This window comes from Sphingomonas sp. JC676 (genome assembly GCF_014489075.1).
In the GTDB taxonomy this organism is placed as follows: domain Bacteria; phylum Pseudomonadota; class Alphaproteobacteria; order Sphingomonadales; family Sphingomonadaceae; genus Sphingomonas.
In genome coordinates this window covers 1-25,860 of sequence record NZ_JACTGR010000006.1, presented here as the reverse complement: position 1 = coordinate 25,860, position 25,860 = coordinate 1, and the positions used below count along the sequence as shown (strand labels likewise).

The window sequence follows — 25,860 nt, the reverse complement described above, 5'->3', positions numbered from 1 at the left end:
CGTGACGGGACGATGCGGGTCGACCGCTTCTTATGGTTCGCCCGGCTGGCCAAGACGCGCAGCGCCGCGCAAGCGATCGCTGAGAAGGGCACGCTGCGCATCGACGGGCGGCGGATCGAGCGATCGGCGGCACCGGTGCGGATCGGCTGTGTGCTCGCCTTTCCGCTATACGGCCAGGTGCGCGTGTTGCGGATCGCGGCGCTTCCCAAGCGGCGCGGCCCGCCGGTAGAAGCGCTTGCGTGCTATGAAGATTTGATCACTGAGAACGTCTCGCAGGAAGCGCGCTTCGATTGACGCCGCGAATCTGCGCGCATAGCAGGGCAACGGAATTTCGTTCGAACAGAGGCCCGACCCATGACCTACGTCGTCACCGATGCCTGCATCAAGTGCAAGTATATGGACTGCGTCGAAGTGTGTCCGGTCGACTGTTTCTATGAGGGCGAGAACATGCTCGTCATCAATCCCAGCGAATGCATCGACTGCGGCGTCTGCGAGCCCGAATGCCCCGCTGAGGCGATCCTGCCCGATACCGAAAATGGCCTCGAGAAGTGGCTCGAGCTCAACAAGACCTATTCGGAGGAATGGCCGAACGTGACCCAGAAGGGCGACGTTCCCGCCGATGCCGACGAGCACAAGGGCGAAGACGGCAAGTTCGAGAAGTATTTCTCGGCGACGCCCGGCACCGGAAACTAAGTTTCTAGTTTTCCACGCCGAGATCCTTGACGGTCGCGGCGAAATCGGCTCGCTTGGCCGGGTCCGGATCCTCTTCGGCGGCGATACGCAACCAATGGACCGCATCTGACGCGGCGCTGCGGTCCACGACCTTGCCATCGGGAGCCGCGCGCTTGAACGCAGCGCGGGCGAGAAATGCGGCGGCATCCTTTCGGCCATTGTCATAGGCGACCTTCAACCACTTTGCGGACGCTTCCGGATCCGCGGCGCCGCCGTCTCCGTTCCACAGCATCTGGCCTAACAGCATCGCCGCGTTCGCCTGCTTCTGGCTTGCCGCGGCCGTGAACCAGCGCCATGCCGCAACCATGTCGCGGGACAACCCCTTCCCGAGCAGCAGAAAGGTGCCGTAATCGGTCTGCGCACTGGGGTTGCCCGCCTCGGCCGCCTCGCGGCACAGCGTTAGGCCCTTGCCGATGTCCGCCCGCCGCTGCCTGACACCAGCATCGTTCCTAGCGCGCACTTGGCCTGGATCCAGCCGAGGCTGATCGCCTGGGTGTAGAGCAACCGGGCGCGTGCCGCGTCCTGCGGGCGCCCGCGGCCGGTCTCGTGACATAGAGCGAGATTATGCGCGGAATCGCCCCGCATCGCGGCAGCGCGCTCGAACCAGTCGCAGGCCTTTTGCGCATCGATCGGCCAGCCGATGCCGCCGAACTGGCTGCCCTCCCCCGCCATCTCCGCTGCAGAGGCGTCGCCGCCCAGTGCCAGCGTCTCGACCTGACGGACGAATTCGCCGGCCGGCAGCGTCGCGCGCATCTTTAGCAGCCGCTCCATGGCCCGCGACAAATTGGCACCGGTGTCCGGTGCCGCCTGGGCTATCGCCGGACATAGAGGAAACAACATCGATTCATTTTCCACGGAGCTGCCGAAGGACGCGTGGTTTTACCCGCAATGCACAGCTTTCTGCGCGTTCGCGATTACGTTTGGCTGGTAATTTTATTACGAGCATGTTAAATAGGCGGAGACGGAGGCAGTAGAGTCGCCTTCGCACGGAGTCGCTTTAAGAAAAAAATTCGTCCCGATCCGCCTTGTCCATGCGCGTAGCGCGCCTGGGCGAGCACCGCAATCCATCGGGAACGGTAAATCACGAAAGGTTCCTCGCACATGGCTGCCAAGGCGCTGTCCTTCGATGTCGGCGATTATGTCGTTTACCCCAAGCACGGCGTTGGCCGTGTGATCGAGCTGCAAAAACAGGAAATCGCGGGCATGCAGCTCGAGCTTTACGTGCTGCGCTTCGAAAAAGAGAAGATGACGCTCCGCGTGCCCACCAACAAGGCCGAGAGCGTCGGCATGCGCAAGCTTTCCAGCGACAAGACGCTCAAGGAAGCGCTCGAGACGCTGAAGGGCAAGCCGCGGGTCAAGCGGACCATGTGGTCGCGCCGCGCGCAGGAATATGAGGCGAAGATCAATTCGGGCGACCTGGTGTCGATCGCCGAAGTGGTCCGCGACCTGTTCCGCGCCGAGGACCAGCCCGAGCAGAGCTATTCGGAGCGTCAGATCTTCGAAGCTGCCGCGAGCCGTCTGGCGCGCGAACTGGCCGCCATGGAGCAGATCGACGAACCGGCCGCGCTGGTGAAAATCGTCGACATCCTCAAGGCTGCTGCGGCGATCCACAACAAGGACAAGGTTCCCGCCTAACCGCGCGAAGCCGCGTTCGATTTCGAAAAGGGGGCGGACCGGCAGTGGCTCGCCCCCTTTTCCTTTGCCGGAAGATGGTGTATTGCAGGCGCAACACACATAGACATCCGGGAGATATCGATGCGCCTGTTCCTGATCGCCGCCATGCTGCCCGTCACCGCTTGCCACGCGAGCTGGGAGAAGGAAGGCCATGCCGCGCAGCCGAGCGGCAGCGGTGGCACGCGCAGCTTTGACGCGACTGGTTTCACCGGGGTCGATCTGCGCGGTTCGGACGATGTCGACGTCAAGGCCGGCAACAGTTTCTCGGTCACCGCCGAGGGCGATCCCAAGGTGCTCGACCAGCTCGAGATCAAGGTGGTTGACGGTACGCTGCGCGTCGGCCGCAAGTCGAACAACGTCAACTGGTCGGGCGATCATGGTGCCAAGATCCATGTGGTGATGCCCAAGTTGAACCTGGCGAGCGTGAGCGGGTCGGGCAATCTGACTGCCGACCGCGCCGAAGGCGATTTCACCGGTTCGGTCGCGGGATCGGGCAATCTCGACATCGCCGCACTCAACGCCAATGCGGCGAAGCTTTCTGTCGCCGGATCGGGCGACATGACGCTTGCCGGGACCGTGGCCAAGCTTACCGCTTCGATCGTCGGGTCGGGAGATATCGACGGCGAGAAGCTGACCGCCAGCGGCGCGAGCATCTCGATCGTCGGATCGGGCAATTTGCGCGGCATAGTGAAGGGCGGCGCTTCGGTTTCGATCGCGGGATCGGGCGATGTCGATCTGACCGGCGGCGCCAATTGCTCGGTCAACGCCGTGGGATCGGGCGAGGCGCACTGCTCGTAAGCGCTTGCGCCCGAGTGGCGGCGGGTGCGACACTCGCCGCATGCGCTGGCTAGCCATTCCCTTGTTCCTGCTGACCGCCGCTTCCGCGCCCGCGGAGCGCAGCTTCATCGTCGGCAGCTTCGAGCGGCTTCGCGTCGACGGGCCGTTCGACGTGACGGTGGTCACGGGGTCGCCGAACGCATCGGCATCGGGTGACACGCCTGCGCTCGACCAGGTTTCGGTGCGGGTCGACGGATCGACCTTGTTCGTGAGCCCCGGAGCACTCGGCGTGGGGCAGCAGGCGGCGATGGCGAAGATCACGATTTCGGCGCCCGCATTGCATGCCGTGCTGGTCAATGGCGGCGGCCGGGTAAGGATCGCCGAGATGCGCGGCGCGCGGGTCGATGTGGTGCTGAACGGCGCGGGCGCGCTCGACGTGAGGGCTATTCAGGCGGACGAGGCGAATGTGTCGCTGAACGGCACTGGCGCAGTCACGGTCGGCGGCAAAGCGGGGAAGGCGCGGCTCAGTTCCTATGGCGCCGGTTCGATCGACGGGGGCGGTTTCACCGCCAATGACGCGACGATACTCTCCCAGAGCAGCGGCGATATGCGCGTCGGGGTGCGCTACACCGCGCAGATCATTGCGGCGGGCGCGGGCGGGATCGGCATCATCGGGGCACCCGAATGCCGAGTGAGCGGTCCGGGTCGGGTGGATTGCGGCGCGGGCAAGCTGGTTCGGCGCTGAGGTCGGGCACCTACCTACGGCGCCGCCGCATGCCGGCTTCGCGCCGCGCAAGACCATAGTATTTGCGGATCTCCCGAGGCATCGCATCGACGATCGAGGCGCGCAGCATTTCGAGGCAATAGGAGGCGTCGAGCCGCAATTCGCCCGGAGTCACGTCCTTTCCGTGCCTTCGGCAGAATTGGCGCGCGGCCGCCTCGACCCGCTGGTGAAGCTCAGCCCGGCCCGCGGGCGCTTTGAACGTGAGATCGCCATAGGCAACACGCGCCGCCGGCTCGGCATATCTGCCGGGCGCGGGCGCCATGCATGCCCCGATCAGTGCCAGCGGTACGAATCTCAGCCACATCGTCAGCCTCCCCTGGTCGCCGGACAAGCCGGCGGTGTGGCGCGAAATCGCGCTCTCCATGCTTCGGTGCTTGGTGAGGTGTACCTAGCTCAGGCGATGTGCGGGCGGGATGAGCGGTCTGTGAGGCTTTGGTGGAGAATGCCGCCCGGGCGGGCCGCGTGCCTCAGGCGGCGAGCGGGAATCTCAGCAAGCGATCCTCCAGCGCTACCAGCGCCTGTGCGCCGCGTCCCACCGCGCGGACGATCTCGGGATGGTGCGCGTCGAGGCCGCCGGTGAGCGCGCCGAAGGCGGGAAGGATCAGCTTGGTCGCGGTGGCGACGAAGCAGCGCCGGGCGACCTGGCGGCCGCGCACCGATACGCGCAGCTTGGGATGGAAATGGCCGGAAAGCTCCGGGCGCGGATCGCCGGGCTCGGCTTCGTGACGCAGGATGAGACCGCCGACTTCCGCCTCTTCCAGGATCGTGCCGCCGCAATGATCGACCAGCAGGCTGTCGTGGTTGCCAGTGATCCAGCGCCAGTCGAGCCGCGCGGTAAGCGAGGTCAGCAGCGCGCGGGCATCGTCGGGCAGGCGCTCGCAGCCGGCGGAATCATGGAAGCTGTCCCCCAGGCACCAGAGCTCGGCCGCGCCCGTGCGGTCGATTAAAGCCGCCAGTTCGGTCAGCGTCGCCATGGAATCATAGGGCGGCAGCATCTGGCCCTTGCTCGCGAACCAGCTCGCTTTCTCGAAATGCAGATCGGCGACAAGCAGCGCGTTTCGCGCAGGCCAATAGAGCGCGCCCTCGGGCAGCACCCTCAAATCTTGGCCGGCGAACGAAAGGGGAACCATGTCGTTGCTATCCGGCCTCCGCGGGTCCGCGTCAACCGGAGCGCATGCGATTTCAGGCGGTTGCGGTCTCCGGCGCGGCGGCCGTCTTCATCGCGCCGAGCCGGTCGAGGATACGCACCCAGGAGCGGATCCCCTTGTGGAAGCTCTTGAGGTCGTATTTCTCGTTGGGCGAGTGGATATTGTCGTCGGGCAGCGCGAAGCCGACCAGCACCGTGTCCATGCCGAGGATAGTGCGGATCGACGTGACTACCGGGATGCCACCACCGCAGCCGATCAGCGCCGACTTGCCCCATTCCTGATCGAGCGCGGCGCGCGTCGCTTCGAGCGGGGGGCTGTCGCTGGCGACGGTGACCGCGGGGCTGCCGGGACCGCGCGAGGTGAATTTGGCGGTGCAGTCGGCGGGGAGACGCGCGCGGACATGGTCCTCGAACGCCGCCCATACCGCGTCCGGATCCTGGTGGCCGACGAGGCGGAAGCTGACCTTGGCGTGCGCCTCTGCCGGGATCACGGTCTTGAAGCCCTCGCCGGTATAGCCGCCCCAGATGCCGTTCACTTCGGCGGTCGGTCGCGCCCATATCTGCTCGAGCGCGTCGGTGCCGGCCTCTCCCGCGGGGAGGCGCAGACCCACCTCGCCGAGGAATTCGTTCGCATCGAAGCCGAGCGCGTCCCAGGACTTGCGCACCGCAGGTGCCACCGGATCGACCCCGTTATAGAAGCCCTTGAGCGTCACATGGCCGTCTGCGTCCTTCATCTCGCCGAGGATCGTCGCGAGGATCTGGATCGGGTTGCGCGCGGCGCCGCCGTACAGGCCGGAGTGCAGATCGCGGCGCGCGGCGCGGATCGTTACCTCGCCCGCCGCCATGCCGCGCAGGCCGATGGTGAGGCCGGGCGTTTCGGTGTCCCACATCAGCGTGTCGCAGATCAGCGCGAAATCGGCCTTCAATTCCTCGGCATTGGCGCGCAGGAACGGCTCGAGGCTCTTCGAGCCCGATTCCTCTTCGCCCTCGAAGAGGATGGTGACGCGGCAGGGGAGCTTGCCTTCGGTCTCCTTCCAGGCGCGGCAGGCCTCGACGAAGGTGCGCAGCTGGCCCTTGTCGTCGGATGCGCCGCGGCCGACGATTTCCTTCGCACCGTCGGCGCGGGTCTCGATCACCGGATCGAACGGATCGCGCCGCCACAGGTTGAGTGGATCGACCGGCTGGACGTCGTAATGCCCGTAGAAGAGGATGTGCGGACCGTCACCGTCGTGATGCGCGACGACCATCGGATGGCCCTCGGTCGGTGCTACGCGCGCCTCGAAGCCGAGTTCGGTGAGTTCGTCGGCGAGCAATTGCGCCGCGCGCTGGCACTCGGCGGCATAGGCGGGATCGGTCGAGACCGACTGCACGCGCATCAGCGCGAACAGGCGATCGAGGCTGTCGTCGAGGTGGTGCTCGGCATAGTCGAGGGCGGTAGTGGAGTCGGTCATGCGCTTGAGGTAGGCCCGCGAAACGCGCCCCGCAAGCCGGGCGGGATCAGCTGTTCCGGCGACTCTTCATCAGTGGCTGGATGCGTGTGCCGAAGGCCTCGACCCCCTCGATGAAATCGTCGAAGGTGAGCAGTACGCCACCGGTATTGGGCACCTCGGCCATTTCGTCGAGCATGCGCGCTACACTCTCGTAGCTGCCGACCAGCGTGCCCATGTTGATGTTGACCGCGCCTTCCGGGGCAGCGAGCTGGCGCACATTGGTGGTGGTGTTGTGCTTGTCCGCCGCGCCCTGGTCCTTGAGCCAGGCGATCGCATCGAGATCGACCCCGTCATTGTACGACTTCCACTTGGCCATCGCATCTTCGTCGGTCTCCGCCGCGATGATCATGACGAGGACGAAGACCGAGACGTCACGGCCGGTCTTGGCGGTGGCGGCGGCGAGGCGCGCATTGTTGAAGGCGAAGGCGGTCGGTGTGTTGACGCCCTTGCCGAGGCAGAAGGCATAGTCCGCCCATTTGGCCGAGAAGGCGAGGCCTTCGTCCGAGCTCCCTGCGCAGATGATCTTCATGTCGCCGGTCGGCGTGGGGCGGACGAGGCAGTCGTCCATCTGATAATATTCGCCCTTGAAGTCGCTGCGGCCGGTCTCCCACAATTCGCGCAGGATGCGGGCATATTCGTCGAGCATCTGGTAGCGGTTGCGGAAATGCTCGTCGCCCGGCCACAGCCCCATCTGGCTATATTCGGGCCGCTGCCAGCCGGTGATCAGGTTGAGCCCGAAGCGGCCGTGGCTGATCGAATCGATCGTGTTGCACATGCGTGCGGCGAAGGCCGGCGGGATCACGAGCGTGGGGCAGGTGGCGTAGATCTTGATCTTGCTCGTCACGGCGGCGAGGCCGGCCATCAGTGTGAAACTCTCCAGGCCGTACTCCCAGAACTCGGTCTTGCCGCCGAAGCCGCGCAGCTTGATCATCGAGAGCAGGAAATCCAAGCCGTGCTTCTCGGCGCGGATCGCGATCTCCTTGTTGAGATCGAAGCTCGGCATGTATTGCGGCGCGTTCTCGCTGATCAGCCAGCCATTATTGTTGATGGGCACGAAGACGCCGACTTGCATGGGGCTCACTCCTCTGGAATTTCGCCCGCCAGCCAGGCGAGCACGAAGCTGTTGAACGCGTCCGGATCGACGATGTTGACCGCATGGCCGCCATGCTCGGCGCGGCAGAAGCCGGCGATCGGCAGGCCGTTGGCGAGCGCGACGCCGGCATTGGAGGGAACGAGCATGTCGTCGTCCGAGCAGATCACCAGCACCGGGCGGTGAATGTCGCGCAGGCGGGCGGAGATGTCGAAGGCGGCGAGTGCGGCGATGCGCTTCTCCATCGTCTCGGCGCCGGGAAAATGTTCGAGCTGGACGGGCAACTCGGCTTCCAGCGTATCATGATGTGCCGAGATCCAGTTGGCGGGATAGAGGAAGATCGGCTGGGCGCGGAGATAGGCTTCGGGGCCACTGCCACGCAGCAATGCGAGTCTTGCGTCGAAGCAGCGCAGGAAATGCGGATCGGGCGCGGCCCAGCCGTTGACGACGATCAGCTTGTCGATCCGCTCGGGCGCCATCAGCGCCAGCGCCAGCGCCGCGACACCGCCCGCGGCGTGGCCCATCACATTGGCGCGGGCGATGTCGAGTGCGTCCATCAGCCCGAGGATGTCGGCGGCGAAGTCCTCGACCGTGACGGTTTCGGGCAGCGCGCGGTCGCTACGGCCGGTGCCGCGATGATCGTAGAGCAGGACGCGGTAGCGCACCGCAAGCGCGTCGAGATTGGGTGCCCAGTAGTTCGCCGACCCGCCTAGCCCGGGGGAGAGGATCAGGACCTCGCCATTCTCGAGGCCGCGCCATTCGTACCAGAGCCCGTTCGCATGCGGCATCAGGCGAGGTGCGCCACGGATGCGATCTCGACCAGGCAATCCGGCTTCACCAGCTCGGTCTTGATGCAGTAGCGCGCCGGCTTGGCGCCCGGGAAATACTCGGCATAAACCGCGTTGAACGCGGCGTAATCGGCCAGGTCCTTCAGGAAGATATGGTTCATCGCGACATCCGCCAGCGTCGCGCCGGCGGCTTCGAGCGTGGTCTTGATGACCTCCAGCACATGGCGGGTCTGTGCCGCCGCATCGCCGACATGGAGCACCGCGCCGCCCTCGCCGAGCGCGAGCACGCCCGAGACATAGACGGTGTTGCCGGCCTTTGCGGCCGCCGAATAGGGCGCGATCGGGGTGGGGAATTGCGGCGGATTGATTGGCTCGAAGGGCATGTTCTACTCCTGGGGAAGCTCTGTGGGGATTTGGCCGAAGCTGCCGCAGAAATCCTGGGTGGTGGAGACCCAGCCGAAGAATTTCTCGACATTGTAGACCGTGGCTTCCTGCATCATCGGCGGCCCGAGATGATGCGTCGCATCCTCCAGCATCACCCCGAAATATTCGAGGTGGAAGCCATCGCGCAGCGTGCTCTCGACGCAGACATTGGTGGCGATGCCGACAAAGACGATGTAGCGGATGCCCCTGCTCCGCAACGTGCTGTCGAGCTGCGAATTGAAGAAGGCGGAATAGCGCGTCTTGTGGAGCGAGATGTCGCCCAGCTGGGGCTTGAGCGCATCGACGATGGCATAGTCCCAGCCGCCGCGCGCGAGCAGCTGGCCCTGGAGCTCGGGGCGGGCGCGCATCGTCTTGAGCGCATTGGACTTGTGCCAGTTGGGCGAGCCCGGACCGCCCGCCTCGACATAATCGGGGTCCCAGCCATTCTGCAGGAAGATCACCTGCATTCCCGCGCGCCGCGCGGTGTCCAGCACGGTGGCGATCTTGTCGATCGTGCTCGCCGCGCCGGCGATGTCGAACCCCGCGAGATCGACATAGCCACCTTCGGAGGCATAGGCGTTCTGCATGTCGATCACGACGATCGCGGTCTCGTCGGCATTGACGCGGATCGGCTCGGGGCGGGCGGGCAGGGTCACCACGCGCGGTCCGGTCAGTCCGTGGCCAACCCCTGGTTCACCCTGCATCGCGCGCTCCCGTCATGGACGCGAATGTCCATGAGAAGCGGCGCGGATACAAGCGCGGCGCGCGCCGTCAGTATTCGACGTAATAGTCCTTCGGGAAAGGCTCGCCGGCGAACGCCTTTTTCGACGTCCAGGGAAGCTCGGCGCTGGTCCAGTAGCTGTTGTCCGCGGGGAGGCCGAGCGCCACCAGGCTCTCGGCGGCGAGATACATGCTGCCGGCGTTCGAATACCAGTCCGCCAGCGCCGGTTGGTGGCCGGTGAAGCCGAGGGTCAGATAGCCCTTGTCATCGAAATTGCTCGGGAAGCGGAAGACGGCGCGCTGTGCGGCGAGCGTTGCGCTGCGCACCTGACCCTCGGGCAGCGACTTAGGCAGTTTCTTGCGCCACGCGAGCAGGCCCAGGGGTTGGAACACCGCGGTGCGATAGGTGAGCGAGCGGCCGATCGGCGCATAGGCGCCGTCCGGCCCCACCAGCCGCTCGAGATGCTCGCCATAGCGCTGCATGCGCTTGTACGCCTGTTCGAGCAAAGCGGGGGCATCGAGGCTGTTGAACTTGGCCTTGGTGGCGACGAGCACCTCGAGAATCTCGACCAGCATCGGATGGATCACGTACGACCCGTAATGATCGAAATGGAAATGCGGACCATCCGAATACCAGCCGTCCCCGACATACCATTCGTTGATCTTGCGGACCGCCAGATCGATGCGGATCGGATCCCAGTCCTCGCCGATCGAGAGCAGGAACGCCTCGTTCATTGCGGCGAAGAGCAGCCAGTTGGTATAGGGCGGCGAGAAGCGGCGCAGTCCCTTGATCTCCTCGATCACGCGCTTCTTCGTCGTCGCGTCGAGCGCCTTCCAGAGCTGCGGTGCGCGCATGAAGGCGTTGGTGTAATAGGCCGAATCGACCAAAGCCTGTGGCGCCTCGCGCCAGAGCAGATAGTCCGGGCTGGATGGGTCGACCGAGTGTGCATAGCTCGCCACCGCCTGGCTGCGCAGCGTAGCGCGCAGGCGGCTTTCGGCGGATGCATCATCGGGAAGCGCGAGCCATGGCGCGATGCCGGCGATCAGGCGGCCGAAGCATTCGAGAAAGGCGACCTTGGGGTTGCGGCCATCCCATGTAGGGCTCAGTTCGGGCTTGAAGACCGCCTGCAACTTGCCTTGCGACATCGGCCCCAACACGGGCACGGCCATCTTCTCGAGCAGATCGAGCATGTAGCGCCGGTCGCCAGTGCTGCTTTCTGCCGAGGTGGCGGCCGCTGTGGCGCTGGTGCCGATCGTCGCAAGCGCACTCGCGCCGAGCGCCGAGGCGAGGAAATGGCGGCGTTCCATCAGGGTGTCCGATCGGGTTCGAGTGGGGTCAGTGGGCGAGGACGGCGAAGTCCACCGGTGCGGCAGCAGCGTAGCGATCCCAATCCTCACGCTTGCGGAAGCCGCCTTGGCCGAGGCTCCAGGCCGAGCCCGAATAATAGACGAAGGGCTTGCCGGGCGTGACCTTGAGCAGGACGAGGTAATTGTCGGCGTCGTTCTTCACCTCGGCTATCATCGCGGGATCGACGCGCAGCGCGATAGCCATGCGGCCGTGGTGCGGATCGTTCGGACCCCAATAAGAGAGGACGCCGTGTTCGCGGTCGACGGTGAGGTCGCCGCCCTCGCCGGTGGTGCGCTTGCCGATGCCGATGCCGACGATCAGCGGTCCGGGCTTGTCGGAGCGTATCGTGGATACCAGGCGGGTGAACTGGGTGCCGAGCGGCAGCGTGAAGCGCCGCGTTTCCCAGACCTTACGCGTCACGTCGACCGGCCAGGGGGCGTAGTCGACCTCGAAATCGGCGACGTCGGGGCCGTTCTTCAGGATGCGATAGGCGCGGAAGTTGCGCGAGGTCCAAAGCTTGTTGTCCTGCCAGATGCCCAAGCCGCCGGCGCCGCGGCCGGTGCCGACATTGTAGAAGTCCTGTCCCTCGCCATGATAGGCGTGCTGATCGCCTGAGCGCAGCTGGCGATCCATGAACGGCCAGGCGACATTCTTGCCCCAGCTGTCGATCCCCGAGCCCGAGGGCGGCTCGGCGGCTTCGAGCGCGCGGCCATAGATGCGGTGCGCGGTGCGATCATTCTCCCAAAGCAGATCGTCGTAGCGATAGTCGGCGAGCATCACCGTCGCACGCGGCGTCTTGTCCGGCGCGGGGGGCAGTGGTTTCTCGACTCGCGGCAGCGTCGCCTCGGGCACGTCCTGCGCCAGGGCGGACCCGGCGAGCAGCGCCGTGCCGGCGATCAGCGCAAGGCGACGATTCATTGCAATGCTCCAGCGTAGCGAGCGCATACCCTCTTCCTCCTCGGTTCTTTTCGCCGGATCGACTGGCTTGGCCATTGATGATAGACCTGACCTACATTTTGGAGATTCGTATGACAAGTCGGGTCAACGTAGCCCGATCATCGGAGGGGAATAATACAGGCGAGGATAATGCGCGGACCTCGTCGCTCACCGACGATCTGTTCACCAAGCTGGAAGCGCAGATCCGCTCGGGCGCGCTTGCTCCGGGATCGCGGCTGCCCACCCAGAAGGAGATCGCGCTCGCCGAGAATGTGAGCCGTACCGTGGTGCGCGAGGCGGTCGCGCGGCTTTCGGCGCAGGGGCTGACATTGTCGCGCCAGGGATCGGGCGTGTTCGTCGCCGAGAATGCCGAATATCGCGCGTTCCAGATCACGCGCGACGAGCTCAACGAACTGGCAGACGTGATCAAGCTGCTCGAGATGCGGCTCGCGGTGGAGACCGAGATGGCTGGGCTGGCGGCGGCCCGGCGCACCACCGCGGATATCGGCGCCATCCAGGAAGCGTTGCAGGACATGGTCGAGCTGAGCGGGGACCCGGTCGCCGCAGCGAAGGCGGACGGCGCGTTCCACCTCGCGATCGCCCGCGCGACGCAGAACGATTATTATGTGCGGCTGGTCGATTTTCTCGGCCTGCGGCTGGTGCCGCCGCGCAACCTCTATCTGCGCGACCAGCCCGACGAGGCGCATCAAGCCTATGCCGCGAAGGTGCTTGCCGAGCACGAGGCGATCGTCGATGCGATTGTCCGGATGGATCCGCAGCGCGCCCGCGATGCGGCGCGGCATCACATGCAGGAAAGCCTCAGCCGCCACTCGATGCTGAGCGCGTCGGCGCGGCTTCGCGACCGGACCGCCTGAGCTTCGCGCACGGCGCGTTGACCCAACTCGCTTAAGTTGTATGATAACTCCGTAAGCCGGGCGCCATGCCCGTGTCTCGGAGAGGGCGATGCGACAGTCGAGTATCCTGCCGGCCGCCGGCACCGCAACCCCCTCGCGCGCAACTGGGGATTTTCGATGATCCTGCGCCCGCTCGCTGCGCTCGCCGTCACGCACCTGTTCGCCATGCCTGCACTGGCTCAGTCGACGCGACCCGCGCCGCAGGTCCACAGCGCGCGCGAGGTGATCCGGCTCGCGACCGGTCTGGCGAAATGGCAGCTGGGGCGGATGGGGGATGCGCAGCATGTATCCCGGATCACCACTGAGACGCGCAACCCGCGCGCCTGGGAGCAGGCGGTGTTCTGGATCGGCATGACCGCGCTGGCCGATGCCGGCGGGCCGCCCGAGATAAGGCAATCGATCCTCGCAATGGGCCGTGCCAACCAGTGGCTACCGGCGCGCCGGCCCTTCCACGCCGACGATTTGGTCATCACCCAATCCTATCTCTGGGCCGCGAAGCATGGCGCCGGCGCGGGCGCGATCGCGCCGGCGCGCCAGGCGTTCGACTACATCGTCACCCATCCGCCGCGGGTCACGCTCGCATTCTACCAGCCGCCATCCGGCTATGACGACACCGAGTGCCTGACGCGCTGGTGCTGGTGCGACGCATTGTTCATGGCGCCGCCGGCGATGCTCGAGCTGTGGAAGCAGACCGGCGATCGGCGCTTCCGTAGCTATGCGATGCGGGAATATTGGGCGACGACCGACTTCCTCTACGATCCGGCCGAGCATCTCTTCTATCGCGACAGCCGCTTCTTCGAACGGCGCGACAGCAAGAGCCGCAAGCAGTTCTGGAGCCGAGGCAATGGCTGGGTTTTCGCCAGCATGGCGCGGATCATCCCGCTGCTCGAGCCCGGCAGCCCCGATCGCAAGCGGATGGAGGAACTGTTCCTCGAAATGGCCGCCAAGCTGAAGGGCCTGCAGAAGGACGACGGATACTGGGCGCCCTCGCTGCTTGCGCCCGAGGATTCGCCACCGGAATCGAGCGGCACCGGCTTCTACACCTACGGCATGGCCTGGGGGATCAATGCCGGGCTGCTCAACCGCCGCGACTATGAACCGGTGGTGCGCCGCGGCTGGGGGGCGCTCGTCCGCGCGATTCAGCCCGACGGGCGGCTGGGCTGGGTGCAGCAAGTGAGCGACCGCCCCGAGCGCGTCGAGGCCAGCGACACGCAATATTACGGTGTCGGCGCGTTCCTGCTCGCCGCCACCGCCGTCGCCGCGCTGTGACCTCCGGCCGTCGCTGATCCTCCCGCTGGAGCGCTTCGTGTACGAAAAAACCTATTACGCCACGCATCCGGACATGATGGCGGGCGCAACCAATGCGGAACTGCGCGACCGCTATCTGGTGAGCGGCATCTTCCGGCCCGGCGAGATCGTGCTCACCTATTCGCATGGTGAGCGCTTCGTCATTGGCGGTGCCGTGCCCGCAGGTGCCGTGCTCGCGCTGCCGCGCCAGACCGAGCCCGAGAGCGCGGCGGGGCACCCCCTGCTCGAGCGGCGCGAGATGAGTGTCGTCAATATCGGAACGGCGGGCGCGGTGACGGTGGACGGGCAGCGCCACGCGCTGGAGCGCCGCGAGACGCTGTATATCCCGATGGGATCGCAGGACGTGACCTTCGAGGGCGAGGGCGCGCGTTTCTATCTGTTGAGCGTGCCGGCGCACCGCGCCTTTCCGCTGCGCAAGCTGACTCTCGCCGATGCCGCTCCGATGGAACGCGGCAGCCTGGAAACCTCGAACGACCGCAGGATCTACCAGCTGATCCTGCCGCACACCTGCGCCAGCGCGTCCTTGTGCCTGGGGATGACGTTGCTCAAGCCCGGCAGCGTGTGGAACACCATGCCGCCGCACGTCCATGAACGGCGCTCCGAAATCTATCTCTATTTCGACCTCGAAGCGGACGATCGCGTCTTCCACTACATGGGCGAGCCCGATGCGCTGCGGCACATCGTGATGGCCAATGAGGAGGTGGTGATCTCGCCGCCCTGGTCGGTCCATATGGGATCCGGGACGCGCGCCTATAGCTTCATCTGGGCAATGGCCGGCGAGAATCTCGATTACAACGACATGGACGTGCTCGACATCTGCCAGCTCGCCTGACCAATTTCGCGCGCTCGACGCAAGTGGTCAGACCAATTTGTGCTATAACATTGCGCGATTTTGTGGCGCGGCTACAACACTCCGATCGATGCGCCGGCCGCATTCATCCCATAAAATATCAATTAATCAATGTGTTAAAATACGAAACGTCACGTGTGCCCAATGCTGGCCTCCGACAAGTTTTAATAGTTATCATACAACTATTGCGGCGGATAATCGGACTTGGTACAGGGCGAGGAAGAGAAGTCATCAGACTCGAATTCCTGAAAATTAGGGGAGGCACCCATGAAATTTCTACAATCCACGGCTCTTTCGCGCGTGATCGCCGCCGCCGGCCTCGCGCTGGTCCCGGCCAGCCAGGCGTTCGCCCAGACGACCGAGCCGAGCGCAACCGCCAGCACGGATGAACAAGCAGCGAGCCGGGGCAATGACGAGATCGTCGTCACCGCGCAGAAGCGCGAGGAGCGCGTCCAGGATGTTCCGATCGCGGTCCAGGTGCTCGGCGGCAAGGCGCTCGAGGCGCAGGGCATCCGCGAATTTTCCGAACTGACGCGCGCCGCGCCGTCGCTGCTGATCCGCCCCGCCGAGCACCCGGTCAACGCTTCGGTCTCGATCCGCGGCATCGGCACCTTCGCCTTCTCGCCCAGCGTCGAGCCCAGCGTCGCGGTCCAGATCGACGACGTGCCGGTGCAGTTCCTCGCCCGCGCCTTCGCCGATCTTTCGGACATCGAGCGGATCGAAGTGCTGCGCGGTCCGCAGAGCACGCTCTACGGCCGATCGGCTTCGGCCGGCCTGCTCAACATCGTGTCCCGCGGGCCGACCGCGAAGCTCAGCGGCCGTATCGCCGGGATGGTCACCACCGACGACGAATATAGCGTCAACGGCGCGCTTTCGGGGCCGATCACCTCGACCCTCGGCTTCCGCGCCAGCGCCAATTATGACAAGTTCGAGGGCAATGTCCGCAACTTGTTCAACGGCGACAAGGTCAACGGACGCGAGATCTTCTCGGCGCGCGGCAAGTTGGTCTGGGATCCCACCGACACGCTGAACCTCACTGCGCAGATCGGCTATATCGACGGCCACACCACGATCGGCCGCCCGTTCATCCGCGTCTCGCCCAATGCGCGCCTGCGCGGAAACGCGGCCTATGGCCCCGCGGTGTTCGCGCCCGGCGTCACCTTCGGCGAAGACAATACCGACGTGGTGAACAACATCAATTCGGGCACCGACTATACCGATTTCTCGCAATCGCTGCGCGCGTCGCTGGATGTCGGCTTCGCGTCGATCGTGTCGATCACCGCCTGGGATCATTTCAAGCAGTTCGACATATTGGACCAGGACGAGTCCGCGATCGCCGCGCTCGACAACCGCCAGTTCGGCACCTTCAACACGCATGCCTTCTCGCAGGAACTGCGGCTGGTTTCGCCGGGCGCGAGCAAGCTGCGTTACACGCTGGGCCTGTTTTATTCGAACCTCAATCTGACGCGCGACTTCACCCGCGGGCCGTTCTTCTCGGTCGCGCGCTGGTATGCCACCAACGGCACCAAGCAATATGCCGCGTTCGGCCAGGTCGAATATGACGTGATCGCCGGCACGACGCTGATCGCCGGCATGCGCGCCGGCAAGGGCAAGATCGACTATACGTTCCTCGATATCGCCGCGAACAATGCCCATTTCGCCGGCGACGATTCCGAGACCTACCAGACCTACAAGGCCGGCATCCAGCAGCGCCTCGCGCCCGACGTGATGGCCTTCTTCACCTATGCGACGGGTCACAAGGGCCAGGCCTATGATATCGGCACGGGCTTCAACCTGGTTCGCCAGAATTCCGGCCCGGTGAAGCCCGAGACGTCCGAGGACTGGCAGCTCGGCATCAAGTCGCAATTCTGGGATCGTCGCGTCACGCTCAACGCGACCCTGTTCAACACCACGTTCGACAATTTCCAGGCGCAGGGCATCGAGACGCTGGCGGACGGCACGATCAACTTCCGCCTGGCCAATGTGGGCAAGCTGCGCACGCGCGGCGTCGAGATCGAGGGCAGTGTGCGCGCTGCAGACGATCTCAATTTCTCGGGCGGCGTTACCTATACCGACGCGACGATCCGCTCCTTCCCGCTCGCGCAATGCTATCCGGGGCAGACCGCGGCGCAGGGATGCGTCGGCAGTCCTTCGCGCCAGAACCTTGCGGGCTTCCGCCCGGCCCAGGCACCCGAATGGAAGCTGTCGATCGGCGGCGACTATAGCCCGGCGATCACCTCCGACCTCAACGGCGTGATCCAGGCGGCGTATAATTATCAGAGCAAGTTCAACTTCGGGATCAATAACGATCCCGAGTCGATCCAGAAGGGCTATGGCGTCCTGAACCTGTCGCTGGGCATCCGCAGCCACGACAGCAAATGGGAAGTCATCGGCTTCGTCAACAACGTGTTCGACCAGCAATATTTCTACAACATCGCCAACTCGTTCGGAAACCAGGGTAGCGCCCAGGCGGTACAAAGCTATGTTCCGCGCGATTTCCGCCGCTATGGCGGCGTGCGCGCGGCCTTCAACTTCTAAGGGACATCTTCCCCCCGGCGCGCGCCTTCACGGGCGCGCCCATTCTTTCGAGGCCGCTTCACAGGTTTTGGACTTATATTGTTGCCGTCATCCCCGCGGAAGCGGGGACCCAGGGTCACAAGCGATTCACTGATTGGCTCTGGGGTGCCGCTTTCGCGGGGATGACGACAGTAATATCAATGACTTGTATGAGTCTCCAACCTAGGCCTTGCTCGTCGCCGAGCCTGCGCACGGTACCTCATAGACATGGGTCAGCAGCCGATCGTCGGTGATCGAGATGCCCGGCGTCTTCACGATCGCGAAGAACACCGTCTGGCCGGTCATGATGTCGATCTCGGTGTGATCGGCCTTGCCGTCGTTGATCATCACCAGGCTGCCCTCGGCCAGCGCCGCGCGCCATTTCTTCATGTCCTTGTCCTTGGAGCAGTCCGGATCGCGGACCCGCACGACACCGGCCAGCTTGCTGCCGAACGCGTCCTGCCAGCGATATTCGCCCGGTTTGCCGAATGCGTGGCTGAAGCCGCATTCGTTGACCATGCGGTGGCTGTTGAAGAACTCCTGCTCGCCGACGACCGCGAACGGAATGTCGCCGCCGCCGTTCCACACCGCCATGTCGCCGACGGCGATCGTGATCGTCGCGGGCGTGACCGAGAATCCCTTGCCGTCGACGGCGACGCGCAGATTGTGCTGCGCCATCTGCCCATCGGTCTTGCCCTCGTGCTTGTCCTTGACATGCACGACGAAGGGATAGTCGGTCGAGAGCGCCTGGCCATGGCCGGGCACGACATTGTAGCGATAATCGCCGGCGCGCATGAAGCGCTGCGCATAGCAGTCCGCGCGTCCGAGGGCGCGACTGTCGAGCTCATTGTACATCGCGTGTCTCCTTGATTCAGGCGGGTGAGATGTCGGCGGTGAGCACGAGCTCGTCCTCGTCGGTCGACTCGACACTCGCCGCGAGGGCATCGATCGTGATGTGGACCGCCGGATCGATCGGACCCTCGATCGGCAGCACCTCGAAGAGCTGGGGCTGCTTGTAGATCGGGATCTTCAGCCCGCTGACGAAGGGAGTGAGGATCGGTCCGAGCAGGCCGATCAGCCCGGCCACCCCGATCAGCGCCAGGATCGTGTTGATCGCGACCGCAAGGAAGATGCCGATGAAGGGAACGGCGAGCAGGACCGGTGTGATCGCCGCGCCGATCGCGACCAGCAGCAGCGCGGTGGTCGGCCCGAAGCGTAGCGACGGCACGCCGACGACCACGCCCTCCACGTTCCAGATCCCGCCTGACAGGCTGATCGCCAGCCGGAAATCGGCATCGGCCTCGACAAAGTCGGAAAGCGGTACCGTTACCCCGATCGTCGGCCAGTCGATGCAGATGCGTGGCGTGCAGACCCGCCCGACGCACGGGATGTTGACGCAGACCTGGGGCAGGCAGAAGTCCGGCAGGATCGTGCTCAGATCGATGCCGATGCCGAGGGTGGCCGACCAGTTCACACGCAGATTGGCGACGCGGATGATGTCGGGCGCGATCAGGTCGATATCGCCGTTCGCCAGGGTCGCGGACACCGAATAGCTGGCGACAAAGGGTCCGAGACTGCCCGATCCGCTCGCCGATTGCGGGGGGATCAGTGCGATCGCGGTGTCGATCAGGGTGTTGGCCGCGGTTTCGTCAACGGCTGCGATAATTTCCGCCATGGCTTATCTCCTTGGCTTGGTGGTCACACGGTTCCGCGGACCTTGATCTGGTCGTCCTCGATGAGCGGGCCGACGACGGGAACGAGCTGGAATGCCCCCGCGCGCAGCGCCCTGAGCGGCAGGCGAATGCCGGCAAGCACCGCCTGCAGGATCAGGAACATCAGGCATTCGAGGAAGGATTCGAGCTCGTCGGGCTTGATGTCGACGATCTCCACGGCATCGACGGCGAAGGCGATTCCGTCCTCGCCGGTGGAGGTAAATACATGCTCGAGATGGCCCACCGCGAACACGCGGAGCTTGAAGCAGGTGAGCTCGCTCAGCGGATGCTTGTCGTCGCGCGGCGGTTCGTTCGGATTGTCGTTGCCGCGCCCCTTGTCGGGACGCGGCGGCTTGGGGTCGATCCGGATCTTGCGGCACTCGATGCAAAGCTCGGCATCGAGCTCGACGCTGAACTGGCCGGGCCCGAGGCTGAGTTCGGGGGGCAGCGCCTGGGTCTGCTTGAACAGATCGACCCGCGGGATCGACAGGCGCAGGCGCCACTGGATGCCGCCCGGCACACCGGGAAAGGCAATCGCATCCATCCGCGTCTCGGCCGCCGTCGTCACGGGGGTGAAGGCCGGCGAGCCGTAAGCGAGGTAACGCGGCCTGGCGGTGCAGAAGGCAGTGAGCGCGTCGTTGATCGCGTCTTCGTGCACGCTCGCGAACACGGTTTCGGCTTGGGTGAGACTCATCGGATTTCTCCTTGCGTTCCAGGCCCTTCAGGCGGGCGTGATGGCGAAGGCGCGCAGGCCGATCTGGCCCGGCGGGATCGCGTTGGGCGCGTCGAGACCGCTCAGCCGGCCATAGCCGTTGGTCGCGAGCGCATAGACGTATAGGCTCTCGCCGAAAGCGGCCCTGGTGCATGGCCCCTCCGTGGGTCCGAGCCCCTCTGCAAGCAGTGCCGTCACCGCCACGCTCTTGCTGAACTGGTCGCCGGAGCGGACATAGCCGTTGACGCTGGCCGCATCGGTCAGCCCCGCCGCGCTTGCCGAGGGCAGCCCTGTCGCGACGCGTGCAACGGCGAAGCCGAAGCTCGCGAAATTGCCCGGATGGCTGGCGCGGAAGGTGATCGTCGCGGAGGCGCCCGGCGCATATTCCAGGAAGCCGCACTTGGTGTCGTTCGCGCCGGGCGCGACCGATACCGAGTCGATCGTCCCGAAGCACGATCGGTTGTCGACATGGAGCACCAGCCGATAACCCACCGCATGCAGCGTCACCGGATCGATTAGCAGCCGATCGCTGGTGGCGGGCGTCGCGGTATAGGTGGGGCCGGTAAGCGGCGCGGGATCGAGGATCTGGTTGATCCCCACGCTTTCGGCGGTGAGGTCGACCCGCGTCATCGTCGTGCCGGTCTTGCGGAACAGCTCGAGCTTGAGCTCATATTTGCCGAGCAGCCCGGTCGTATCCCAATATGCGCTGGCAAGATCATAGCCTTCGTCGAGCACCTCCCAGTCCTCGCCCCCTGCCGGGAGCGCGGGCTCGACCTGGAAGAAATAGCCGCCGGTGATCGCCGGGTCGGGGCCAACGAGCGCCGATTTGTAGACGGTCGGATCCAGCGGTCCGGCAGGGATCTCGCGATAATGGCGCCGGACATCGGCCTGGATCGCGATCCAGTCGTCCTCGTCAGTCGAGCCGAGCGGGCGATACGACCAGCGATAATGCGTAATGCCCGCGGGCTTCAGCCCGTTGCCGAAATCGACGCGTGGCTCCAGCGTGGCGCCGAACGGCGATTCACGGCCGTAGCTGATCGAGAACATCGGCTGCGCGGTCCCCGCATTGGCCGCCGGCTCGTGGTTGATCTCGCCCATGCTGACCTCGCGGCCGATGGTCTTGACCACGACCTGCTTGCCCTGGAGATCGGGCACGTCGCCACAGCCGGGTACGCGCGGATCCGTCACCGTGATGGTCACCTCGGTTCCGCAGGCATAGTCCCACCAGACATGGCAGGGGATCGGCGGGCGATAGACCGGCGTCCAGGTGCCGCCGATCGCATACTCGACCCAGAAATACAGGTCGGGCTTGTCGCCTCCGCAGAGATACCAGATGCTGGTATCGAAACGCCCCTGATCGTCGGTCGTGACGACGCGCAGCTCGTCGCAGGTGTAGAACCAGCGATGCAGCCAGGGCCACCAGCAGATCCAGGGCCGGATCAGCTCGATATTGTCGAGCAGCGTGCGGCGGATGACGGCGGCTGCGTTCGAGCGAAGCGCGAATTGCGCGGCCTGCGGCAGGGCTCGGAAGGGGTCGCCGGGAGGATCGGGTTGCGGATTGAACGCCACGGCGTCGCTGGCCCGCCGCAATTTCCCGCTGAACGCCGGTCCTTCGACGGGCGGCAGAGGTTGCGGGTTGAGCGCAACCAGCTCTGTCGGCCCCGGAGGGAGCGGCTGAGGATTGAGCGCGACGCGATCGAGGGTGTTGCCCACCACCCGGCGCGCCAGCGCCTCGGGAAGCATGGCGATGTCGCGCAGCGGGCCGGGATCGGGCTCGGGCGGCCAGGGAATGGGCCGGCGGATGATATCGATCAGTTCGTCGCGCAGACGGAATATGTCGGGATCGGGGAGGCGCAGGATCAGCCAGGGCAGGCGATCGACTTCGCAGATATGGACGCGCGCGTTGCACACGGGAGCTTCGACGACGACGCCGTTGGGCGAGGTCTTGCGGACCATGATGCGCCCGCGCACGCGGCAACGGCATAGCGGCCAGTGCGGCCAGAACAGCTCAGGCACCTTCGCCAGATCATAGATGGAGATGTCAGGCCGGATCCGGATCGGCGGCTCAAACGCGGAAATGCGCTCCATCGTCGAGAGCGATGGCGGAGCGGCGCGCTCGGTCTTGTCCAGCGACGGGCCGACGAACACACGCGCGCCGCGCGGCAGGCGATCGAGCGCGAACCTGGCCTCGCCCTTCGCCAGCGGCGCGCTGGCAATCAGCGCCCCACCGCGATCGAACAGATAGACGGACGAATCGATTTCCCCGTCGGGCTTGCCTTCGAACCCGGTACGGATCGTCAGTTTGCGCGATTTTTCATTTGGTGTCGCCATGAGAACCTCCCGTTAAGCATCAACTCTCCGATCTGACAGTCATAGCGAATCGGCCGCAGGATGACGCACATCCTCGGCAAGCAGCGTGCATATGATCGACAGTTGCCGATCGCATGCAGCGGCAATATTCCTTAATAACCTGTCAGTGTGAATCGGATGGATACGAACGGCCCATGACTCCACCTCTTACTGGGCGGGGTCCCGTAGCTCCGATATTTCTCATATATATTCAAACGCCGGCGCAAATAGCTTTCCGGAGTCGAGGCGTAATTTATCCGATTCGTTCCAGAGGTGCTAGGATGAATCCGACATCGTCGACGAACCGGTGCGCACGTGCGGCGGTTCACTCGCTAGCCGGCAGCACTGGCGCAAAGGCAAAGTCTGAAGCTGGCGCACCCGACAGGATTCGAACCTGTGGCCTCTGCCTTCGGAGTGCACAGAAATGGGTGTTTTTGAGATTTCCTGAAATTGCTATCATACTAGGAAGTATTGATTTTATATCTCTGGTGATCTAACTATCTCCCACTATGTTTTCCGTACGTTTTCCGTACGGAATGAAAGGGAGGCCGGCATGGCGCTGGACCTGAGCAAAGTGAGAGAGCGGGAGGCGCTCCGCAATCAGCGCGAGCCGTACTGGCAGCGCATTCGGCCAGGATGCTTTCTCGGCTATCGACCCTCGGCACGAGAGGGGGCGGGAACCTGGATCGCTCGTGCTTACGACGAGGATCAACGCCGCTATCACCTCAAGGCGCTTGGCGACTTCGGCAAGGTTCCCGGCCGCGATCGGTTCGCCGACGCAAAGAGGGAGGCGGAAGCCTTCGCTGCCTTGGTGGAGTCGGGCGGCCAGATCGAGGAAAAGGTTGAGACCGTAGAGGAAGCGTGTGGCCGATATGCGGAGACGCATCCCGACGCTGCAGGTCGCTTCAAGCGCCACGTGTATTCCGATCCGATCGCCAAGGTGAAGCTGATCAAGCTTCGCCGACATCATTTGCAGGCCTGGCGCAAGCGCCTGGAAGAAAAGCCGGCGCTGGTCACCCGCCGCAAGAAAGGCCCGCAGGTCACCCGCGATCGCGCGCCCTCCTCGATTAATCGGGACATGGCGATGCTCCGCGCAGCATTGAACAAGATACTCGCGCCGGGCGCACCAGATACGGAAGCTGCGTGGCAAGAAGCATTGAAGGCAATCCGAAATGCTGACCGGCAACGGACGCTCTATTTGGATCGCGACCAGCGGCGCGCGCTTTTAGAGAAGATCGACACGGACGCTGAGCCCTTCGTTCGGGCGCTTTGCCTGCTTCCGCTCCGGCCGGGGGCGGTCGCCGGCCTGAACGCCGGGGATTTCGACAAGCGGACGTCGGAACTGACCATCGGCAAGGACAAAAGCGGCAAGCCTCGCCGTATCCTTATACCGGCCGCCGCCGCCAAATTTTTCGCGGCGCAGGCGAAGGGCAAGCTGCCCCATGCCCCGTTACTGGCGCGTGCCAATAGCAAGCCATGGGACAAGGAAACATGGAAGAGGCCGATCGCGGAGGCTGTCGTCGCTGCCAAGCTGCCGCCCGGGACGACCGCCTACACGCTCCGTCATAGTACGATCACCGACCTCGTGAACGGCGGACTGCCGTTGCTCGCCGTGGCGCAGATCAGCGACACGAGCGCGGAGATGATCGAACGGCATTACGGCCATCTCAGTCGGCATGCGGCAGCGGAGGCGTTGGCGGGTCTTGCCCTATGAGCGCGGTCTCTAAGAACGCATCAGCGGCCTAGGCGGCGTGAATAGATTCTGGCCGCGGCGGAATTGACTTCGATTGGGTAGAAGCGGTCTGGCGGCTTCTGGTGGTTTGCAGACCGGTCGCTTTTGGGGGTCAAAGTCTGATAGCCGCCGTTTCGGATCAAACTTCCGGGGACGACCGCTTCCGCCCCATTCTTTGCCGTTCATTGGCCGACTGGCTACTCCTGATTGCAGACGTTCTCGAACGATGGCACGCCCGTGGCTGGCAAGCGGAAAGGGCTTAAGCGTTGGAACTCGGAGATGCTGAAACGGGCCTTCTGGAAGACTGCCACGAGGACTGGCGGGCGTTGTGGGAAATACCTGCGGGGCCGCCGACTAAAAGCGTTGCCGAAAGTGTCGCTTTCCTGTTGCCGCTTATCCAGGGTGGCTACCTAACAACGCTTGCGGTTACTGCATGGGAGCAGGCGAGGGCTGCCGCCCCGATGAACCGGGACGATGCTTTGACTGCTGTCCGACGGAGCGAGAGTTACGCTCCACCGGTGGCTGACGGCGAGACCTTCTATTTGCTCTCCATCACGCCTAAAGGCGAAGCCGCCATCCCGCAGGGTGCGTTCCCGAACGATTGACCCATCCGGGTCCTTTTTGCCGGTTGCCGCGCCCGAAAGCTGCCGGACGGTTCACCACCCAATTCCCGGACTTTCGCAGGCGATCATCGGCGAGGCCGGCTCTGAATCGCGGTGGTTGTTAGCTGCCGTTCCGCTTTGAAAGGGCTGCGCTACGCATCATCGCCACCCACAACATCACGAGCATCGTGTAGGGAACCCACCATAAGCCGTGCCAGCCGGGCGGCGCACACACTTCACCCCACAATGATAGAACGCTAACAACGAGCGGTGGCAAAGCGCAGACGCTTACAAGCCCGCTCAAGACTGGCCGGCTTCCGTCCCATGCGAGCAGCTTCACAGGGGGCGCTGTTCCGCGAAGGCACAGCCAGCTTATCACGGCCACAACCGGCGCCATGACAGTGGCGAGAAAAATACTTTCCATCATCGGGATCAAGATCGTGTCGGCCTCGGGCGGCAAGACGCCAGCCTCTCCAACGGCGGGCCAATAGACCCAACTGGTGGCCGGAAATCCGACTACTACGAGCAACGCAAGCACCGACCCAATGACCTTGGGGGTTTGAAAGCGAACGTGGGACATGCGCGGTCCATGCCATACGTACTCTGCCCCGCAAGGGTGCTTTAGACGGGGCGCACTAACTCGACTAAAAACGAGCAGGAAATGCATATTTTCTGCAAGGTCTACGTCCGCAATTGGTGGATTGCGGACCGGCAGCTTTTGGGGACGGGGAAGCGCAATAGCGGCCGTTCCGGATGGGCTGGCGTGAACTTCTGGTAACGACCCAAACTGCGTCGTTCAGGTGGATCTCGGTCGTACCCACTAGCGGACACTCCAAATTCATCGTTACCATAAGACATGGAAGCACCTGACGACCTGACATGGCTGATGCAATGGTACCTCGCCCAGTGCGATGAGGACTGGGAACACGAGTTCGGCGTCACGGTGGACACCCTCGACAATCCGGGGTGGAGTCTGACCGTCGATCTTGAAAGAACTTCTCTCGAAGGCCAGCGTTTCTCGCCGATCTACGACGGTGTCTCGGCGCAGGAACAACCCGTTCAAGGCGGCGACGGTGACGTGCCATGGTTAGTTTGCCGCGTCGAAGGTTCACAATTCAAAGCTTGGGGAGGTCCGCGTGACCTTAGCCGGTTAATCCGAACCTTCCGGCGATGGGCGGATGAGAGCAGCCTGTCATCGAACGACGGCTAGCGCCCC

General features: G+C 64.4%; 27 protein-coding genes. 12 read left to right on the top strand and 15 right to left on the bottom strand.

From position 1 onward, the window contains the following. Positions 1-12 precede the first annotated feature (12 nt). Both IAG41_RS18575 and fdxA read left to right on the top strand, forming a co-directional pair. A complete protein-coding gene (locus tag IAG41_RS18575) occupies positions 13-294 on the top strand; it encodes a S4 domain-containing protein (protein ID WP_187730492.1) in 282 nt (93 codons plus the stop codon). 60 nt (positions 295-354) lie between these two features. Continuing rightward, a complete protein-coding gene (gene fdxA / locus IAG41_RS18570; protein ID WP_187730176.1) occupies positions 355-693 on the top strand; it encodes a ferredoxin FdxA in 339 nt (112 codons plus the stop codon). A 4-nt stretch (positions 694-697) separates the two neighbouring features. On the opposite strand, the gene IAG41_RS18565 is transcribed toward fdxA, so the two are convergent. Together IAG41_RS18565 and IAG41_RS18560 are read right to left on the bottom strand one after the other, a co-directional pair. Further along, positions 698-1,192, bottom strand: a complete 495-nt coding sequence (locus IAG41_RS18565; RefSeq protein ID WP_187730175.1) for a tetratricopeptide repeat protein — start codon at positions 1,190-1,192, stop codon at positions 698-700. Beyond that, entirely contained in the window at positions 1,132-1,572 is a 441-nt protein-coding gene (locus IAG41_RS18560) for a tetratricopeptide repeat protein (protein ID WP_187730174.1), read from the bottom strand. Before IAG41_RS18560 ends, IAG41_RS18565 begins: the two co-directional genes overlap by 61 nt. 261 nt (positions 1,573-1,833) lie before the next feature. Between IAG41_RS18560 and IAG41_RS18555 the strand changes: the two genes are divergently transcribed. The 3 genes from IAG41_RS18555 to IAG41_RS18545 all read left to right on the top strand — a co-directional run bounded on the left by IAG41_RS18555 (position 1,834) and on the right by IAG41_RS18545 (position 3,928). Then, a complete protein-coding gene (locus IAG41_RS18555; protein ID WP_187730173.1) occupies positions 1,834-2,367 on the top strand; it encodes a CarD family transcriptional regulator in 534 nt (177 codons plus the stop codon). Between the two features lie 120 nt (positions 2,368-2,487). Next, the gene (locus tag IAG41_RS18550) at positions 2,488-3,204 is read left to right on the top strand and encodes a head GIN domain-containing protein (RefSeq protein WP_187730172.1); all 717 of its coding nucleotides are present in this window, start codon (positions 2,488-2,490) and stop codon (positions 3,202-3,204) included. A 40-nt stretch (positions 3,205-3,244) separates the two neighbouring features. Then, positions 3,245-3,928: a GIN domain-containing protein gene (locus IAG41_RS18545; RefSeq protein ID WP_187730171.1), complete on the top strand. Its 684-nt coding sequence runs from the start codon at positions 3,245-3,247 to the stop codon at positions 3,926-3,928. A gap of 10 nt (positions 3,929-3,938) precedes the next feature. On the opposite strand, the gene IAG41_RS18540 is transcribed toward IAG41_RS18545, so the two are convergent. The 9 genes from IAG41_RS18540 to IAG41_RS18500 form a co-directional block, all read right to left on the bottom strand. Next, the gene (locus IAG41_RS18540; RefSeq protein ID WP_187730170.1) at positions 3,939-4,271 is read right to left on the bottom strand and encodes a UrcA family protein; all 333 of its coding nucleotides are present in this window, start codon (positions 4,269-4,271) and stop codon (positions 3,939-3,941) included. Between the two features lie 163 nt (positions 4,272-4,434). After that, a complete protein-coding gene (gene pdeM / locus IAG41_RS18535; protein WP_187730169.1) occupies positions 4,435-5,097 on the bottom strand; it encodes a ligase-associated DNA damage response endonuclease PdeM in 663 nt (220 codons plus the stop codon). Between the two features lie 52 nt (positions 5,098-5,149). After that, on the bottom strand, positions 5,150-6,565 hold the full coding sequence (locus IAG41_RS18530; RefSeq protein ID WP_187730168.1) for a M20/M25/M40 family metallo-hydrolase: 1,416 nt from the start codon (positions 6,563-6,565) through the stop codon (positions 5,150-5,152). Positions 6,566-6,611: 46 nt separating this feature from the next. Beyond that, complete coding sequence (rutA, locus tag IAG41_RS18525) at positions 6,612-7,676, bottom strand: pyrimidine utilization protein A (RefSeq protein WP_187730167.1); 1,065 nt, start codon at positions 7,674-7,676, stop codon at positions 6,612-6,614. A 5-nt stretch (positions 7,677-7,681) separates the two neighbouring features. Continuing rightward, on the bottom strand, positions 7,682-8,482 hold the full coding sequence (gene rutD / locus IAG41_RS18520) for a pyrimidine utilization protein D (RefSeq protein ID WP_187730166.1): 801 nt from the start codon (positions 8,480-8,482) through the stop codon (positions 7,682-7,684). Further along, complete coding sequence (rutC, locus tag IAG41_RS18515; protein ID WP_187730165.1) at positions 8,482-8,865, bottom strand: pyrimidine utilization protein C; 384 nt, start codon at positions 8,863-8,865, stop codon at positions 8,482-8,484. The genes rutD and rutC overlap by 1 nt, the downstream gene beginning before the upstream one ends. A gap of 3 nt (positions 8,866-8,868) precedes the next feature. Beyond that, positions 8,869-9,609: a pyrimidine utilization protein B gene (gene rutB, locus IAG41_RS18510; protein ID WP_222950771.1), complete on the bottom strand. Its 741-nt coding sequence runs from the start codon at positions 9,607-9,609 to the stop codon at positions 8,869-8,871. A 67-nt stretch (positions 9,610-9,676) separates the two neighbouring features. Continuing rightward, positions 9,677-10,933 (bottom strand): DUF2264 domain-containing protein, encoded by a 1,257-nt coding sequence (locus IAG41_RS18505; protein ID WP_187730164.1) that lies wholly within the window; start codon positions 10,931-10,933, stop codon positions 9,677-9,679. Between the two features lie 28 nt (positions 10,934-10,961). Beyond that, entirely contained in the window at positions 10,962-11,891 is a 930-nt protein-coding gene (locus IAG41_RS18500) for a DUF4861 family protein (RefSeq protein WP_187730163.1), read from the bottom strand. A 110-nt stretch (positions 11,892-12,001) separates the two neighbouring features. Here IAG41_RS18500 and IAG41_RS18495 point away from each other — a divergent pair, with 110 nt between their 5' ends. The 4 genes from IAG41_RS18495 (at position 12,002) to IAG41_RS18480 (ending at position 17,519) form a co-directional block, all read left to right on the top strand. Further along, positions 12,002-12,784: a FadR/GntR family transcriptional regulator gene (locus IAG41_RS18495; protein WP_187730162.1), complete on the top strand. Its 783-nt coding sequence runs from the start codon at positions 12,002-12,004 to the stop codon at positions 12,782-12,784. 156 nt (positions 12,785-12,940) lie between these two features. Continuing rightward, complete coding sequence (locus IAG41_RS18490; protein WP_187730161.1) at positions 12,941-14,092, top strand: glycoside hydrolase family 105 protein; 1,152 nt, start codon at positions 12,941-12,943, stop codon at positions 14,090-14,092. A 37-nt stretch (positions 14,093-14,129) separates the two neighbouring features. Beyond that, positions 14,130-14,963, top strand: coding sequence for a 5-dehydro-4-deoxy-D-glucuronate isomerase (kduI, locus tag IAG41_RS18485; protein ID WP_187730160.1), 834 nt, complete (start codon positions 14,130-14,132; stop codon positions 14,961-14,963). A 285-nt stretch (positions 14,964-15,248) separates the two neighbouring features. Then, on the top strand, positions 15,249-17,519 hold the full coding sequence (locus IAG41_RS18480; protein ID WP_187730159.1) for a TonB-dependent receptor: 2,271 nt from the start codon (positions 15,249-15,251) through the stop codon (positions 17,517-17,519). Positions 17,520-17,720: 201 nt separating this feature from the next. Here IAG41_RS18480 and IAG41_RS18475 read toward each other — a convergent pair whose 3' ends face one another. The 4 genes from IAG41_RS18475 to IAG41_RS18460 are packed head-to-tail and all read right to left on the bottom strand — an operon-like array spanning position 17,721 to position 22,292. Beyond that, complete coding sequence (locus IAG41_RS18475; protein WP_187730158.1) at positions 17,721-18,392, bottom strand: hypothetical protein; 672 nt, start codon at positions 18,390-18,392, stop codon at positions 17,721-17,723. A gap of 16 nt (positions 18,393-18,408) precedes the next feature. Beyond that, the gene (locus tag IAG41_RS18470) at positions 18,409-19,212 is read right to left on the bottom strand and encodes a hypothetical protein (protein ID WP_187730157.1); all 804 of its coding nucleotides are present in this window, start codon (positions 19,210-19,212) and stop codon (positions 18,409-18,411) included. A gap of 23 nt (positions 19,213-19,235) precedes the next feature. Then, on the bottom strand, positions 19,236-19,943 hold the full coding sequence (locus tag IAG41_RS18465; protein ID WP_187730156.1) for a hypothetical protein: 708 nt from the start codon (positions 19,941-19,943) through the stop codon (positions 19,236-19,238). 27 nt (positions 19,944-19,970) lie between these two features. Then, positions 19,971-22,292 carry a hypothetical protein gene (locus IAG41_RS18460; protein WP_187730155.1) on the bottom strand — a complete coding sequence of 774 codons (2,322 nt, stop codon included), beginning with the start codon at positions 22,290-22,292 and terminating at the stop codon, positions 19,971-19,973. 571 nt (positions 22,293-22,863) lie between these two features. Between IAG41_RS18460 and IAG41_RS18455 the strand changes: the two genes are divergently transcribed. The 3 genes from IAG41_RS18455 to IAG41_RS18445 all read left to right on the top strand — a co-directional run bounded on the left by IAG41_RS18455 (position 22,864) and on the right by IAG41_RS18445 (position 25,854). Beyond that, positions 22,864-24,024 (top strand): tyrosine-type recombinase/integrase, encoded by a 1,161-nt coding sequence (locus IAG41_RS18455; protein WP_187730154.1) that lies wholly within the window; start codon positions 22,864-22,866, stop codon positions 24,022-24,024. A 284-nt stretch (positions 24,025-24,308) separates the two neighbouring features. Then, positions 24,309-24,647 carry a hypothetical protein gene (locus tag IAG41_RS18450; RefSeq protein WP_187730153.1) on the top strand — a complete coding sequence of 113 codons (339 nt, stop codon included), beginning with the start codon at positions 24,309-24,311 and terminating at the stop codon, positions 24,645-24,647. Positions 24,648-25,500: 853 nt separating this feature from the next. Continuing rightward, positions 25,501-25,854, top strand: coding sequence for an immunity 53 family protein (locus IAG41_RS18445; protein WP_187730152.1), 354 nt, complete (start codon positions 25,501-25,503; stop codon positions 25,852-25,854). Positions 25,855-25,860 lie beyond the last annotated feature (6 nt).